Raw genomic sequence first — 14,142 nt, forward strand, 5'->3', positions numbered from 1 at the left:
GCAACACGACACACGCTATACTGGCTGGATAAATTTGGGGCAGGTGGAACGCCCCAAAACCATAGGGGCAGTGACATGGCAGTAGGGGTCTTTGACAGCGGGCTTGGTGGGTTAACGGTGCTGGATGCGTTGGTGAAACGTCTGCCCGATCAAGCGTTTATCTATCTGGGCGACAACGCGAATGCCCCCTACGGCACCCGCACCGCCGAGGATATTTATAACCTGACCTGTGCCGCCACCGAACGCCTGTGGGCCGAAGGTTGCGATTTGGTGATCCTTGCTTGCAACACCGCATCGGCCGCCGCGCTGAAACGGATGCAGGAAACATGGCTGCCCGTCGACAAGCGGGTCTTGGGCGTATTTGTGCCCATGATCGAGGCCGTGACCGAACGCAATTGGGGCGACAATTCGCCTCCGCGCGAGGTGGATGTGAAACACGTGGCCCTGTTTGCAACCCCCGCCACAGTGGCCAGCCGGGCCTTTCAGCGTGAACTGGCTTACCGCGCGATTGGCGTGGATGTTGAGGCGCAGCCTTGTGGCGGCGTGGTCGATGCGTTGGAACAAGGCGATGAAATTCTGGCCGATGCACTGGTGCGCAGCCATGTCGAGGCGTTGCTGCGCCGCATGCCAAACCCGCAGGCTGCCGTGCTGGGCTGCACTCATTACCCGCTGGTCGAACATGTCTTTGCCGAAGCATTGGGGCCGAGTGTCAAAGTGTATTCGCAGCCCAATCTGGTCGCCGCCGCCCTTGCTGATTACCTTGCGCGCCGCCCCGAAATGAAGGGCGCTGGCACCACATCGAAATTCATGACCACAGGCGACCCCAAGCGGGTTGGCAGCAAAGCCACCCAATTTTTGCGCCGCCAGATCACGTTCGAGGCGGCCTGACCTGCTACCTTCCGCCCCATTCCCCTTTTGGTGGGATGTGATAAGCTACACTGTGAATTGACCGGAGTTGCCATGAAAAGCCTAAAGAAAAAGCGTCGGATACAGGTTATCGTCTTAGCCTTTGTGGCACTGGCCATTTCTACCGGCTTGGTCGGTTATGGCATGCGCGACGGCATCAACTTTTTCCGCGCGCCTGCGCAGGTAATGTCTGACCCACCGTTACCGACTGAGACCTTTCGCCTTGGCGGGCTGGTGGCCGAAGGGTCGATCGTGCGGGGGCAGGGTGAAACCGTCACCTTCAGCGTGACCGATGGCGGGGCCACCGTGCCTGTCGCTTTTACTGGAATTTTGCCTGATCTGTTTGGTGAAAACCAAGGCATGATTGGCACTGGAAAGCTGGTTGATGGCGTCTTTGTGGCGAGTGAAATTCTTGCCAAGCACGATGAAAGCTATATGCCCAAAGAGGTCATCGACGCGCTGAAAGACCAAGGTGTGTATGTCGCACCGAACGGTTGATTTGCGTAACCTTAAGCAAAATTAACTCAGTCTGGGCACCAAGCCGGGGGCAAATCCTCGGTATTGGAGGCTGGACATGCAATCAGTACAGGAAATTGCCGGCGCAATCGTTGCGCGCGAAGGCGGCTTTGTCGAAGATCCCGATGATCCGGGAGGTGCTACCAATTTTGGCGTCACCATTCATACCATGCAGCGGCTTGGCATTGATCTGAACGTCGACGGGCTGGTGGATAAGTCCGATGTGGCGGCACTTAGCCGCGATCAAGCTGTCGACATCTACGTCGAGCATTATTTCACCCGACCCGGCATTTTCCAATTGCCCGAGGCTCTGCAACCGTCGGTCTTTGACATGATGGTAAACGCAGGCAGCAATGCGGTGAAACTGCTGCAAAGGCTGCTGACCGATATGGGGTTTCCCTGCATTCCCGATGGCGCCATCGGCCCACAAACCATCACCGCCGCACAGCGGGCATATGAGGCGGCACCTGCATTCCTTGCCGATGCCTATGCGATTGCGCGGCGCAATTATTACTACCGCATCGCCGATGCCCGCCCCGCCAGCCGCAAATATGCGCGCCGCCGGAACGGGGGCAAAGGCGGCTGGATTCTGCGCGCCGAGGAATTTATGTCGCCGAAATACCATCTTTCCAACGCCGATCATGCCAAACGGGTGGCCGCATGGGGGTAATCGCAAACCTGTTTGGCGGCGCACAGGCCGTCACTGCAATAGGCACCGCCGCCAAGGACATCGCAGAGGTGTTCACCCCATCCGCCACCCGCCAGATGGAACTGTCCGCCGAGGCGCAAATGGCCGCCTTGCGCCAATTGGGGGCCGAATATGCCGACCCCGGCCTTGGCTGGTTTGACCGAATGGTGAACGGGTTAAACCGCCTGCCGCGCCCGATGCTGGCCTTTGGCACCTTGGGCCTGTTCGTCTATGCAATGGTCGAACCCGTCAGCTTTGGCGAGCGTATGGTGGGTTTGAACCTTGTGCCCGACCCGCTCTGGTGGCTTTTGGGCGCGGTCGTGGGTTTTTACTTTGGTGCACGCGAGGCGCATTATTACCGCCGCCCAACCGCGCCCGTTGCCGTTCCGGCGCCCGAAAATGCCGCCGCAATGACAGCGGTATCCGAACCAAACCCCGCGCTGCAAGATTGGCGCGGCACGGGACGATAACCAAACCTGACCAAATATGCCCCGCCGCACCCGCGACCCGTGCAGCGGGGCATTGACCATAGGCCCGCGCTCTGGCATCCCCGTACCTATCCAAAGGACGGGACAAATGAACCTTTTTTCAGACATTCGCACACTGGTTTTGGCCGAAATCACGGCAATGATGGCGGCAGGCGATTTGCCCGCAGGCCTGGAACTGGGGGCCGTAACCGTTGAACCTCCACGCGATGCCAGCCACGGCGATATGGCCACCAATGCCGCAATGGTGCTGGCAAAGCCTGCAGGCCTGCCACCCCGCGCGATTGCCGAAATGCTGGCGGCCCGTTTGACCAATGATCCGCGCATCGCGGGTGTCGAGGTTGCGGGCCCGGGCTTTTTGAACCTGACCTTGGTGCCGACCATCTGGGCAGGCCTTTTGAAATCCACTTTGACCGAAGGGGCCGATTGCGGCCGCGGAACGATTGGCGCAGGCATCAAGGTTAACGTCGAATTCGTCTCGGCCAACCCCACCGGCCCCATGCATGTGGGCCACGTGCGCGGCGCTGTGTTCGGGGACGCGCTGGCCCGTCTGTTGGCCTTTGCCGGCTATGACGTGACCCGCGAATACTACATCAACGATGGCGGCGCGCAGGTGGATGTGCTGGCTCGTTCCGTCTTTAACCGCTATTTGGAAGCGCATGATTTGACGGTCGATTGGCCCGAAGGCAGCTATCCGGGCGACTATCTGATCGAGGTGGGCGAGGCTTTGAAAGCCAAGGTCGGCGACATCTGGCTGAACCAACCCGAAGAGGTTTGGCTTGACGAAGTGCGCAACTTTGGCACCGAAAAAATGATGGAAATGATCCGCCAAGATCTGGCATCTTTGAACGTGCAGATGGATGTCTACTCGTCCGAAAAGGCCCTGTACGGCACCGGCCAGATCGAGGCCGCGATCAACACCTTGCGCGACATGGGCCTGATTTATGAAGGCACGCTGGAACCACCCAAAGGCAAACTGCCCGAAGATTGGGAGGCCCGCGAACAAACCTTGTTCCGTTCCACGGCGCATGGTGATGACGTGGACCGCCCCGTGATGAAATCGGACGGGTCATGGACCTATTTCGCTCCCGATATCGCCTATCACTACAACAAGGTGCAGCGCGGCTTTGATCAGCTTATCGACATTTTCGGCGCCGATCACGGCGGTTATGTCAAGCGGATGAAAGCGGCAGTCGCGGCCCTTTCGGGTGGCCGTGTGTCGCTGGATATCAAGCTGATACAGCTGGTCAAACTGTGGAAGAACGGCGAGCCGTTCAAAATGTCCAAGCGGGCAGGGACCTTTGTCACCCTGCGCGATGTGGTTGAACAGGTTGGCCCCGATGTCACCCGTTTTGTTATGCTGACCCGCAAAAACGACGCACCCTTGGATTTTGACTTTGCCAAAGTTCTGGAACAATCCAAAGACAACCCCGTTTTCTACGTCCAATACGCCAATGCGCGGATCAATTCGGTCATGCGCAAAGCGGTTGCAGCGGGCGTTGCCGTTGACGATGCCAGTCTCGCCGCAGCAGATTTGGCGTTTCTCAACAACCCATACGAGATCAATTTGGCGAAAAAGATTGCAGAATGGCCACGCCTTGTGGAAATCGCGGCACGGGGCAATGAACCCCACCGCGTCGCATTTTATCTGTATGAACTCGCCTCTGACCTGCACGGATTGTGGAACAGGGCTAAGGATGAACCCGCTTTGCGCTTTGTTCAGGACGATCCTGCAACAACTCAGGTAAAAATCGCATTGGCACGTTCGACGGGCGTTGTGATTTCTGCAGGTCTCGCTATTTTAGGGGTTACGCCGGTTGAGGAAATGCGCTGACTTAAGGTGCCCCACTGGCGTTTAAACAGGCAAGACAGCGTGGTCGGGCAACCGTCCATGCAGTGAGGCAAGAGCATGGCAGACTTCGACTTCGATCGTTTCGATGGCCGCGCATGTGCGCGCGGCATTTCATCACATCATGGTGCCGCGACTGGGCACGCCAGCCGCTTTGTGGTACGAGCAGGGGCGCTAACGTCCATCGCCTTGGTGCTTGGCGTGGGGTATTGGGGCTATCAACTGGCCGTTCGCAATATGCACGGCATTCCGGTTATTCAGGCCTCTGACGGCCCGATGCGCACGGCTCCCGATGATCCTGGCGGTCAAATCGCGGATCACCAAGGCTTGTCGGTCAACACGATTGCGGCCGAAGGTGGTGTATCTGCTCCCGCCGACCGTTTGACGCTGGCCCCCGCACCTATCACCCTAAGCGACGGTGATTTGACTGGTACGGCTATTGCGATGGTCGCCCCGGTTTCGGCGCGGTCCGCCAGCACACCCGGCCTTGTGATCGGTGCCACGCCCCAAGAGGATGAGGACGGGTTCGACCCACTTTTGACCGTCAGTCTTGATGCAAATACCGACGTTGCCAGCTTGGCCAATCTACTCAGCCAAGGTGCTGTACCTCTGACAGGCGAGCTTGACATCACGCTTCGTGCGAGCCCTGAACCTGTTGTTTCTATGCCGAAGGGTACAATGATCCAATCTCCGCGCCCACGGGCACGGTCCGAAGTGCGCCCCTCTGCGGCTTTTGACGGGCAGACTGTTCTGGCTGCGGCTGATCCCACGCCCGAAATTACGGGCGACGCTTTGGCTTCGGGCACCCGATTGGTTCAGCTTGGCGCTTTTGACAGCGAAGACATCGCGCGCAAAGAATGGGATCGGCTTTCGGGTAAATTCGCTGATTTGCTGATTGGTAAAACCCGCATTGTCCAAGCCGCCCAAAGCGGCGGGCGCACCTTTTACCGTTTGCGCGCCATGGGTTTTGCTGACGAATCCGAATCGCGCCGTTTCTGCTCGGCCCTTGTGGCGGAACGTGCGGCCTGCATCCCAGTGGCTGTGCGATGACCGCAGGGGCCACCTCGGCGACAATCCTAGGCTGCCTTGGCCCCACGCTTTCAGCAGCCGAGGCGGCGTTTTTCCGCAATGCCAACCCTTGGGGCTTTATCCTTTTCGCGCGCAACGTTCAGGACCCCAGCCAATTGCGTAGCTTGACTGCCGCTCTGCGCGACGCCGTTGGCCGCAATGCCCCCATATTCATCGACCAAGAAGGCGGGCGCGTTCAACGCCTGCGCGCGCCGCATTGGACCGAATGGTTACCACCCTTGGATATGGTCAATATCGCGATGGACCTTGCGCCAGCGGGGCACGGGCTGGATGCAGCCTGTCGCGCAATGGAGCTGCGCTACCGCATCATCGCATCCGAGCTCCTCAGCGTGGGTATTGATGCCAATTGCGCACCTTGCCTTGATGTTGCGTCCGATGTTACGCATCCCTTCCTGCGCAACCGCTGCTTTTCAGACTATCCTGATGTGGTCGCCCAGCTGGCGCGCGCTGCTGCCAATGGCCATCTGGCAGGGGGTGTGCTTACGGTGGTCAAACATATGCCCGGCCACGGCCGCGCCACCGCTGACAGCCACAAAGACCTGCCCACCGTCACCGCCACCCGCGCCGACCTAAACGCCTATGACTTCGCCCCCTTCAAGGCGCTGGCAGACCTGCCAATGGCGATGACAGCCCATATCATTTACACCGCAATCGACCCTGACCTGCCCGCAACCACCTCTCCCAAAATGGTGCAGGTCATGCGCGATGATATCGGCTTTGGTGGCCTGCTCATTTCTGATGATTTGTCGATGAACGCTCTCAGCGGCGACTACGCATCGCGCGCAGCCAAAACCATCGCGGCAGGGGTCGATATCGCCCTGCATTGCAATGGCAAACCTGAGGAAATGGAACCCGTTGTTGCAGGCGCGGGCCATATGTCTTCGGCTAGCATGGCGCGCGCCAATTCCGCCCTTGCCCTGCGCATCAAGCCAGAAACAGTTGACATTGAAGCCCTTCGGTCCGACCTTTCGGGCCTCATGGACGGGTAGGGCGATGGCGGACGATTTCATTGAAGGGCAGACCAAAGACAGCATCGCCGACCGGCTTGCCGCCGAGGCGCTGATCGTCGATGTCGACGGGTTCGAAGGCCCACTGGATTTACTCCTCTCCCTCAGCCGTACCCAAAAGGTCGATCTGCGCAAAATATCCGTGCTGCAACTGGCCGAGCAGTATTTGATATTTGTGAACAAAGCCAGTGCCTTGCGCATCGAACTTGCCGCTGATTATCTGGTCATGGCGGCATGGCTTGCCTATCTTAAATCGCGCCTCCTTCTTCCGCCCGATCCATCCGAGGATGGCCCCAGCGCCGAAGACCTCGCCGCCCATCTGGCCTATCAACTTGAACGCCTGCAAGCGATGCGTGAGGCTGCAGCGCAGCTTATGGCGCGTGACCAAATGGGGCGTGACTTTTTCAAACGCGGCCTGCCCGAAGACGTGACGCGCCGCAAAAAGATCAGCTATTCCGCGACCTTGATGGACCTGATGCAGGCCTATGCCCGCATCCGCACCCGTGATGATTTCCGCCCCTTTGTGATGGACCGCAACAACGTCTTCACGATGGAGGAAGCGCTGGAACGCCTGCGCGGCCTACTTGGCTATGCCGGCCAATGGACCGATCTGACGAGTTGGCTGCCCGCCGGTTGGGAAACCAACCCCCAGCGCCGCCGTTCGGCCACCGCCGCCCATTTCGCGGCCATTCTGGAGCTGGCAAAGGCGGGCCAGCTTGAGGTGCGGCAAGGTGACAGCTTTGCCCCGATCCAAGTCCGCAAACGCGAAGGGGGCCGTCCATGACCGACCCAAAAACCGATACCAACAGCCTGTTCGCCGCCCCGCCACAGGCCGAACAAGAGCGCATGATCGAGGCGGTTCTGTTTGCCAGCGCCGACCCCGTAACCCTTGCCGAACTGACCGCCCGCCTGCCGCATGGCTGTGATGCGGCCGAGGCGCTGGTTACCTTGCGCAAGCGCTATGACGGGCGCGGCGTGCATCTGGTCAAGGTGGGCGATGCCTATGCCTTTCGCACCGCGCCCGACCTTGGCCACCTGATGCACAAGGAATCGGTCGAGGCGCGCAAACTGTCCCGTGCCGCCGTGGAAACCCTTGCCATCGTCGCCTATCACCAACCCGTCACCCGCGCCGAGATAGAGGAAATCCGTGGCGTGGCTGTGTCGCGTGGCACGGTGGATCAGCTGATCGAGCTGGAATGGATCCGCTTCGGCCGCCGCCGCATGACCCCGGGTCGCCCCGTGACCTTTGTGGTAACCGAAACCTTCCTCGACCATTTCGGCCTCGAATCCGCCCGCGATCTGCCGGGGTTGAAAGAACTGCGTGCCGCTGGTCTTTTGGACAATCGCCCTAGTTTTGTCACAGGTATCGGGCAAGATGACGAAGACGAAAGCCAAGAAGGCCAAAGCGAACTTTTTGAGGATTAGACCATGGACCGTATCATTTCGATGATCATCAATCAGGTGATCCGCCGCGTGATCAACGTTGGCATCACTAAAGGCATGGCCCAGTTTTCCAAGGGCAAGGCCACGGGCGGCCCCGACCAATCGGCCGCTGGCCGCGATGCCGCCAAACGCGCCCGCGACGCGGCCAAGTTGACCCGCCGTTTGGGGCGTTAAACGCTATTTCGGCATCTGGAAATGCTTGGACAGCTTCAACCCCTGTCCTTGATAATTCGACGCAATCCCCGTGCCATACAGCGCCTCGGGTCGTGCAGACATTTTCTCATAGACCAAGCGCCCGACGACCTGCCCATGTTCCAGCACAAACGGCGCTTCGTGGCAGCGCACCTCTAGCACACCGCGCGAACCGGCACCGCCTGCCTGCGCCCAGCCAAAACCGGGGTCAAAAAAGCCCGCGTAATGCACCCTAAATTCGCCCACCATCGCCAGATAGGGCGCCATTTCGGCGGCGTAATCGGGTGGGATGGTCACGGCCTCACGGCTGACCAGAATATAAAACGCGCCCGGGTCCAGAATGATCCGCCCCTCACGGCTGCGCACATCCTCCCAAAAATCGCGGGCGGGGTAATGACCGATCTTGTCCAGATCAATCACGCCCGTGTGCGGCTTGGCGCGAAAGCCAATCAGATCATCGCGGCCAGCCTGCAAATCAACCGAAAACCCCAAGCCTTCGGAAATCACAGCCTTATCCGAAACCAACGGCGAGGCGGCATGCAAAGCCGTCAAGGCCTCATCATCCAAAACCGCCTGCCCCTGCCGGAACCGGATCTGGTTCAACCGCATCCCGGGCCGGACCAGCACCGAAAAGCTGCGGGGGCACACCTCGGCGTATAGTGGGCCATCATAGCCCGGTGCGATCCGGTCAAATTCGACCCCGCCATCGGTTATAGTGCGCGTCAGCAAGTCCAGCCGCCCCGTTGACGACTTGGCATTGGCCACCGCCGTCAGCCCCGCAGGCAGCGCCAAACTCTCCATCAACGGGATCACATAAACGCAGCCTTTTTCCAACACCGCGCCATCGGTCAAATCCACACGGTGCATCTCAAACTCGGAAATCCGCTCGGCCACACTGCGCCCATGCCCTGCCAAAAACGACGCGCGCACACGGTAAGCCACCGTTCCTAAACGCAAATCAAGGCTCGCAGGTTGGATCTGATCAGGCCGCACCGCAGGGATCGCCGTGATTGCACCCGTAGCAATCAAACCACGCAAGGCTTGGGATGGCAAAACTCCGGTCATCGTTACGTCCTCCGTACGGGGTCTGGTCGCAGAAACGAAACCGCCCGCGCCTGCATAAGACAGGGCGGGCGGTACTCAATAATGGTCGGGCTAGCGAGATTCGAACTCACGACCTTTCGTCCCCCAGACGAACGCGCTACCATGCTGCGCTATAGCCCGACACTTGCGCTTTCATACTGAATTTACGGGCGGGGGCAAGCATGAAAGTTCTAATCCATTGGATTTAGCGCGGTTAACGGCAGCTTATCGGCGGGGTACACGGCCCAAATCACCGACCCGATTGCGCAAGGCCACCAACCGCTTGAAAAGCACGTCTGCTTGCGGCCTTTTTTCGCCAAACGCTCCCGCTCGCAGGGTCCGAATATCGGCAGCAAGCCAATGACCAGAGATTTCAGTGGGCGCAGGCATTGGGCCGGGCAGGGCGGGCTGTGGCGCGGTGGTCGTGACAGGTTCGTCTGCTTTCACACCCTCGGCCACGTCACGTTCTGCGCCATCGGTCACGCTCTTTTCAGGCATCTGCGGCGCATTTTCGGTCTTTGTGCCACTCTGCCCGTTTGGCGCAGCGAAAAGATTCTCTTGTGGGTCGGCTTTTGGCTCCGCTTCTGTCTCAATGCCCTGCGATTCGCTCAATACAACCTCATCACGCGCGGCCAGCACTGCAACGCTCGGCTCTGCCGCCACATCCTCGGCATCCGCTAAATCCGCCTCCCCCTCGATTTGGCCTTCCAGTGCGGCGTATAGCGCAGCTTCGTCTATGCCTTCGTCGGCTGAAATGTCTTCCACGACTTGCGTCAAACGGGCCGCCTTGGCTTCGTCATCTGCCGTTGCAGCCGCGCTGTCCAACGGGGCTTCTGCCGCAGCAGTGTCTGGCACTTCAGACCCGCGCGCATTCGGAAACAAAGCGATCGGTGTTCCCGCGCGTTCGGGCGTTGGCACGACTTCATCATCCACAACATCCAGATCGACTTCGTCCGCAAAAACATCTTCTGCCATACCGCAAACATGCCGAACCCCTTGCTCACGCAAGATTTTCTGCACACCCCGAATGGTCAATCCTTCATCATGCAAAAGCCTGCGAATACCCACCAGCAAGGCCATATCCGCAGGGCGGTAATACCTGCGTCCACCCGCCCGCTTCACAGGCTTTATCTGCGGAAATCGGCTTTCCCAGAATCGCAAGACATGCGCGGGCGTTTCCAGCAATTCGGCCACTTCGCTGATCGTGCGAAAAGCGTCTGGCGACTTATCCATGAAGGATCCTCAAGCTTAGCCCTTGGCTCCAGCCGCGACGCGATCTTTCATCAAATGCGAAGGGCGGAAGGTCAACACGCGGCGCGGGCTGATCGGCACTTCGTCACCCGTCTTTGGGTTACGGCCCACACGCGCGGTTTTATCACGGATCGAAAACGTGCCAAAGGACGAAATTTTCACCGTATCGCCCGATGCCAAGGCATCCGACACATGCAGCAAAACACTTTCAACCAATTGCGATGATTCATTGCGCGACAGCCCAACTTCACGAAACACAGCTTCGCTCAGGTCCATCCGCGTCAAGGTTTTTTCAGTCATTCCATCCCCCCGGGTTTTTCCAAAGGATGCGCGGTTTGAAAACCCAAGTCAATATCAGAGACTTGCGAGAAGGAGTTACAGCAAGAAATTAGCTGAAAATCGTACTTACCAGCGCAAAACAACTGCGCCCCAGGCCAACCCGCCACCAATCGCTTCGGCCACCAGCAGGTCGCCTTGCTTGATCTGGCCGCGCGCCACACCCACCGACAGCGCCAAAGGAATGGACGCAGCCGAGGTGTTGCCGTGGTCTTGCACCGTCAAAATCACGCGCTCAATAGGCACATCCATGCGCGCCGCCGTGGCCGCAATAATCCGCAAATTCGCCTGATGCGGCACAATCCAATCCACATCCGCGCCCGTCAGCCCGATTTTTTCCAACGCGGTATCCGCCGTTGTCGCCAGTTTTTCAACGGCTTGGCGGAACAATTGGTTGCCTTGCATCCGCAGCTTGCCCGATTGGCCGTTGGTCGAAACCCCGCCATCGACATACAGCATCTCTTTATAGCGCCCGTCCGAATTCAGATCAGCAGACAGCACGCCACGATCGGTCACACCGCCCGTTCCGTCTTCGGCCGCAAGCACCAGCGCACCAGCGCCATCGCCAAACAGCACACATGTTGAACGGTCGGTCCAATCCATAATCCGGCTGAATGTTTCGGCCCCGATCACCAGCACCCGCCGCGCTTGCCCCGACAGAATCATCGCATTCGCCGTGCTTAGGGCAAACACAAATCCCGCGCAAACGGCCTGCACATCAAAGGCAAACCCGCGCGTCATCCCTAATTTACCCTGCACCATGGTCCCCACAGACGGAAAGGTCAGATCGGGGGTCGAGGTCGCAACAACAATCGCATCAATATCATCTGGTTGCAGACCCGCATTTTCCAACGCCGCACGTGCAGCATTCACAGCCAAATCCGAAGTTGTCTGCCCCTCGGCCGCAAAATGGCGCCGTTCAATCCCCGAACGGCTGCGTATCCACTCATCCGTGGTATCAAGCGTTGCCTCAAATTCGGAATTGGGCACGATGCGGTCGGGCAAATAATGCCCAACACCTTTAACAACGGCTCGAAGTGTCATTTGGCCTCACCATTCCCCGCCGCAGCACTATCCACAGTGCCGCCCAAGGCATCTTGCCCCGCGCGGCCCGCAGATGCAACGCGCGCGGCCAATCGTTCGTTAAAGCCCGATTTTGCAAGGTCAAAGGCCAAACCAATCGCCGCCGAAACCCCTGTCGCATCGGCAGACCCATGCGATTTCACCACGGTGCCATTCAGCCCCAAAAACACGCCGCCGTTCACCCGCCGCGGGTCAATCCGCTTTTGCAAACGCCGCAGCGACCCCATCGCCAGCAGGGCACCAAGCTTGGATAACAGGCTGGACGACAACGCCTCTCGCATGAAATCGGAAATCAGCTTGGCCGTACCTTCGCCGGTTTTCAGCGCGATATTGCCGTTAAACCCGTCTGTGACGATCACATCGACACGGTCGCTGGGAATATCGCCGCCTTCGACAAATCCAACAAAATCGAAATCGCCAACCGCCGCCACCGCAGGCATCTGCTCAAACGCTTGTTTCAACTCTGGGCGGCCCTTGTTTTCCTCGGTGCCCACATTCAGCAACCCCACACGCGGCCGCTTCAGGTTCAAACCGTTGCGGGCATAGGACGCGCCCATCGTGGCAAATTGCAGCAAATCTTCGGGCTCGGCCTTAACATCTGCGCCCACGTCCAACATCACGTTGAATCCGCCGGGGTTGCGCGATGGCCACAAACAGGCAATCGCGGGCCGCGTCACACCGGGCAGGCGGCGCAGGCGGATCATCGAAATCGCCATCAGCGCGCCTGTGTTGCCACAAGATACCGCCACCGTTGCCTCGCCGGCCTTGACGCTTTCGATGCAAGACCACATCGACGTACCTTCGCCATTGCGCATAACTTGGCTCGGCTTGTCTTCCATCGTCACCGCGCGCGGCGCGTGGCGCAGCGTACAGCGCCCCGCAAGAACGGGATGCTTGGCCAACAGTGGGGCCAAAACGGTCTCATCCCCATGCAGGATGAATGCCAATGCAGGCGTTTTTTCAGCCGAAAGCACAAGACCTGCGACAACTGCCGCAGGCCCACGATCTCCGCCCATGGCGTCAACCGAAATTACAACTCGCTCCGCAGTCTGCCCGATAGGGCCCTGTTCGGTGGTGACAGGTGTTTCTGCGGCGCTCATCGTCATGCGTCAGGGCAATGACAAACGGCTTACGCCGCGTCCTCGTCCAGATCGACGTCTTGTGTAGAAGCAACAACTTCGCGTGCGTCATAGTGACCGCATGCGCCACAAACGTGGTGCGGGCGCTTCAACTCGCCGCAGTTGGAACATTCTGCCGGGTTAGATGCGACCAGCGCATCATGAGCACGGCGCATGTTGCGCTTGGATTTGGTGACTTTGTTCTGCGGGACAGCCATGTCTCGACCTCGGTGTTCTGAGGGCTAATGCCCTGATTTTCCTTGGGGATCTGGCAGTAACCCGATCGTTTGGGCGCGTTAGATCCACTCTGTAAACGAAGCGCGGAACATACTGCGATTCTGGCCACGCGCAAGCTCTTTCTGCCAAAGCTGTTAATCCGTTGCGTTCACACTGTTGCAGCGGTGCTTACTCGGCCCCGCCATCAGGGTTTTCCAGCTTGGCCTTCAAGGCCGCCAACCCTGCGAATGGTTTCAAATCGGCATCCCGCAATGGCGCTGTACCGGGGGCCGAAAACTCGGCCACGTCCAAAATCGCGCCTGGCGCACGCGGAAACGGGGGCAAGGCAAGCGACAAGGCCTCGACCGCGACATGCCCGATATCAACCTCTTCGCCCAAAGCTTCGGTCGTGTCGTCATCGGGAATTTCAACCTCGTCGCCGGTCGGATAGTCCCATTTCGCCAGATATACCCGCAGTACATCTTCCCTGATCGTGGTAACAACAGGCTCCAGCGTAATGGCACAGGCCTGCTCCACCACCGCCTCCAACACGGCCCCCAGCGCAAAGTCATGCCGCCCCTTGGGGCTGATCGCCCCGACAAAGCGCATTTTCTTTATCGCAAGAATCCCGAGATAATCCGCGACCGCCGCCCGCGCCTGCGCCGATGGTATAAGGTCAAAACGCGTAGGCTTGCGGCTTGACAGGCTTGCCGCCTTGAACGCCTCGCTTAACGGTAGAGCGGGAAGGCTTGGGTCGCTGGTCTGGCTCATTCTCTGTCCTCTGGTTTGTCGCGGTGCAGGATCCTACACATAGACACCTATCGCCCGCGCGCAAGGTTTACCCAAGATCGCGTTCCTTTCTTGAACAAAAGCTTATCCT

Annotated in this window: 17 protein-coding genes and 1 tRNA gene; 10 read left to right on the plus strand and 8 right to left on the minus strand. The window is 59.1% G+C overall.

Annotated elements, in window-relative coordinates; genetic code table 11:
- Positions 1-75 precede the first annotated feature (75 nt).
- The 10 genes from murI to G560_RS0106585 all read left to right on the plus strand — a co-directional run bounded on the left by murI (position 76) and on the right by G560_RS0106585 (position 8,157).
- Complete coding sequence (murI, locus tag G560_RS0106540; protein WP_022703511.1) at positions 76-888, plus strand: glutamate racemase; 813 nt, start codon at positions 76-78, stop codon at positions 886-888.
- A gap of 72 nt (positions 889-960) precedes the next feature.
- A complete protein-coding gene (ccmE, locus tag G560_RS0106545; RefSeq protein WP_022703512.1) occupies positions 961-1,404 on the plus strand; it encodes a cytochrome c maturation protein CcmE in 444 nt (147 codons plus the stop codon).
- Positions 1,405-1,480: 76 nt separating this feature from the next.
- A complete protein-coding gene (locus G560_RS0106550) occupies positions 1,481-2,092 on the plus strand; it encodes a holin-associated N-acetylmuramidase (RefSeq protein WP_022703513.1) in 612 nt (203 codons plus the stop codon).
- A complete protein-coding gene (locus G560_RS0106555) occupies positions 2,083-2,580 on the plus strand; it encodes a holin family protein (RefSeq protein WP_022703514.1) in 498 nt (165 codons plus the stop codon). The genes G560_RS0106550 and G560_RS0106555 overlap by 10 nt, the downstream gene beginning before the upstream one ends.
- A gap of 106 nt (positions 2,581-2,686) precedes the next feature.
- Complete coding sequence (gene argS / locus G560_RS0106560) at positions 2,687-4,429, plus strand: arginine--tRNA ligase (protein ID WP_022703515.1); 1,743 nt, start codon at positions 2,687-2,689, stop codon at positions 4,427-4,429.
- A gap of 75 nt (positions 4,430-4,504) precedes the next feature.
- Positions 4,505-5,494: an SPOR domain-containing protein gene (locus G560_RS0106565; protein WP_022703516.1), complete on the plus strand. Its 990-nt coding sequence runs from the start codon at positions 4,505-4,507 to the stop codon at positions 5,492-5,494.
- On the plus strand, positions 5,491-6,522 hold the full coding sequence (gene nagZ / locus G560_RS0106570) for a beta-N-acetylhexosaminidase (protein ID WP_022703517.1): 1,032 nt from the start codon (positions 5,491-5,493) through the stop codon (positions 6,520-6,522). Before G560_RS0106565 ends, nagZ begins: the two co-directional genes overlap by 4 nt.
- A gap of 4 nt (positions 6,523-6,526) precedes the next feature.
- Positions 6,527-7,324, plus strand: a complete 798-nt coding sequence (locus G560_RS0106575) for a segregation and condensation protein A (protein WP_022703518.1) — start codon at positions 6,527-6,529, stop codon at positions 7,322-7,324.
- Positions 7,321-7,965, plus strand: coding sequence for an SMC-Scp complex subunit ScpB (gene scpB / locus G560_RS0106580; RefSeq protein ID WP_022703519.1), 645 nt, complete (start codon positions 7,321-7,323; stop codon positions 7,963-7,965). The genes G560_RS0106575 and scpB overlap by 4 nt, the downstream gene beginning before the upstream one ends.
- 3 nt (positions 7,966-7,968) lie before the next feature.
- Positions 7,969-8,157 (plus strand): hypothetical protein, encoded by a 189-nt coding sequence (locus tag G560_RS0106585; protein WP_022703520.1) that lies wholly within the window; start codon positions 7,969-7,971, stop codon positions 8,155-8,157.
- Positions 8,158-8,160: 3 nt separating this feature from the next.
- Here G560_RS0106585 and G560_RS0106590 read toward each other — a convergent pair whose 3' ends face one another.
- From G560_RS0106590 to G560_RS0106620, 8 genes are all read right to left on the minus strand, one after another.
- Positions 8,161-9,240 (minus strand): 2'-deoxycytidine 5'-triphosphate deaminase, encoded by a 1,080-nt coding sequence (locus G560_RS0106590; protein ID WP_022703521.1) that lies wholly within the window; start codon positions 9,238-9,240, stop codon positions 8,161-8,163.
- An 82-nt stretch (positions 9,241-9,322) separates the two neighbouring features.
- Positions 9,323-9,399 (minus strand) — tRNA-Pro (locus tag G560_RS0106595).
- Between the two features lie 84 nt (positions 9,400-9,483).
- On the minus strand, positions 9,484-10,491 hold the full coding sequence (locus G560_RS21480; protein ID WP_022703522.1) for a MerR family transcriptional regulator: 1,008 nt from the start codon (positions 10,489-10,491) through the stop codon (positions 9,484-9,486).
- Positions 10,492-10,506: 15 nt separating this feature from the next.
- Positions 10,507-10,809, minus strand: a complete 303-nt coding sequence (gene ihfA, locus G560_RS0106605; RefSeq protein WP_022703523.1) for an integration host factor subunit alpha — start codon at positions 10,807-10,809, stop codon at positions 10,507-10,509.
- A gap of 105 nt (positions 10,810-10,914) precedes the next feature.
- Positions 10,915-11,889, minus strand: coding sequence for a beta-ketoacyl-ACP synthase III (locus tag G560_RS0106610; RefSeq protein ID WP_022703524.1), 975 nt, complete (start codon positions 11,887-11,889; stop codon positions 10,915-10,917).
- Entirely contained in the window at positions 11,886-13,034 is a 1,149-nt protein-coding gene (gene plsX, locus G560_RS0106615; protein WP_420835078.1) for a phosphate acyltransferase PlsX, read from the minus strand. The genes G560_RS0106610 and plsX overlap by 4 nt, the downstream gene beginning before the upstream one ends.
- 23 nt (positions 13,035-13,057) lie before the next feature.
- Entirely contained in the window at positions 13,058-13,264 is a 207-nt protein-coding gene (rpmF, locus tag G560_RS20590) for a 50S ribosomal protein L32 (RefSeq protein WP_022703526.1), read from the minus strand.
- Positions 13,265-13,451: 187 nt separating this feature from the next.
- Positions 13,452-14,033, minus strand: coding sequence for a YceD family protein (locus tag G560_RS0106620; protein ID WP_022703527.1), 582 nt, complete (start codon positions 14,031-14,033; stop codon positions 13,452-13,454).
- Positions 14,034-14,142: the final 109 nt, after the last annotated feature.

The sequence above is a fragment of the Pseudorhodobacter ferrugineus DSM 5888 genome (assembly GCF_000420745.1).
GTDB lineage: Bacteria > Pseudomonadota > Alphaproteobacteria > Rhodobacterales > Rhodobacteraceae > Pseudorhodobacter > Pseudorhodobacter ferrugineus.

What these genes read in the sequence shown, in the direction of transcription:
- murI (WP_022703511.1), top strand. Translation starts at nt 76, where the DNA reads ATGGCAGTAGGGGTCTTTGACAGCGGGCTTGGTGGGTTAACGGTGCTG.
- ccmE (WP_022703512.1), top strand. Translation starts at nt 961, where the DNA reads ATGAAAAGCCTAAAGAAAAAGCGTCGGATACAGGTTATCGTCTTAGCC.
- G560_RS0106550 (WP_022703513.1), top strand. Translation starts at nt 1,481, where the DNA reads ATGCAATCAGTACAGGAAATTGCCGGCGCAATCGTTGCGCGCGAAGGC.
- G560_RS0106555 (WP_022703514.1), top strand. Translation starts at nt 2,083, where the DNA reads ATGGGGGTAATCGCAAACCTGTTTGGCGGCGCACAGGCCGTCACTGCA.
- argS (WP_022703515.1), top strand. Translation starts at nt 2,687, where the DNA reads ATGAACCTTTTTTCAGACATTCGCACACTGGTTTTGGCCGAAATCACG.
- G560_RS0106565 (WP_022703516.1), top strand. Translation starts at nt 4,505, where the DNA reads ATGGCAGACTTCGACTTCGATCGTTTCGATGGCCGCGCATGTGCGCGC.
- nagZ (WP_022703517.1), top strand. Translation starts at nt 5,491, where the DNA reads ATGACCGCAGGGGCCACCTCGGCGACAATCCTAGGCTGCCTTGGCCCC.
- G560_RS0106575 (WP_022703518.1), top strand. Translation starts at nt 6,527, where the DNA reads ATGGCGGACGATTTCATTGAAGGGCAGACCAAAGACAGCATCGCCGAC.
- scpB (WP_022703519.1), top strand. Translation starts at nt 7,321, where the DNA reads ATGACCGACCCAAAAACCGATACCAACAGCCTGTTCGCCGCCCCGCCA.
- G560_RS0106585 (WP_022703520.1), top strand. Translation starts at nt 7,969, where the DNA reads ATGGACCGTATCATTTCGATGATCATCAATCAGGTGATCCGCCGCGTG.
- G560_RS0106590 (WP_022703521.1), bottom strand. Translation starts at nt 9,240, where the DNA reads ATGACCGGAGTTTTGCCATCCCAAGCCTTGCGTGGTTTGATTGCTACG.
- G560_RS21480 (WP_022703522.1), bottom strand. Translation starts at nt 10,491, where the DNA reads ATGGATAAGTCGCCAGACGCTTTTCGCACGATCAGCGAAGTGGCCGAA.
- ihfA (WP_022703523.1), bottom strand. Translation starts at nt 10,809, where the DNA reads ATGACTGAAAAAACCTTGACGCGGATGGACCTGAGCGAAGCTGTGTTT.
- G560_RS0106610 (WP_022703524.1), bottom strand. Translation starts at nt 11,889, where the DNA reads ATGACACTTCGAGCCGTTGTTAAAGGTGTTGGGCATTATTTGCCCGAC.
- plsX (WP_420835078.1), bottom strand. Translation starts at nt 13,034, where the DNA reads ATGACGATGAGCGCCGCAGAAACACCTGTCACCACCGAACAGGGCCCT.
- rpmF (WP_022703526.1), bottom strand. Translation starts at nt 13,264, where the DNA reads ATGGCTGTCCCGCAGAACAAAGTCACCAAATCCAAGCGCAACATGCGC.
- G560_RS0106620 (WP_022703527.1), bottom strand. Translation starts at nt 14,033, where the DNA reads ATGAGCCAGACCAGCGACCCAAGCCTTCCCGCTCTACCGTTAAGCGAG.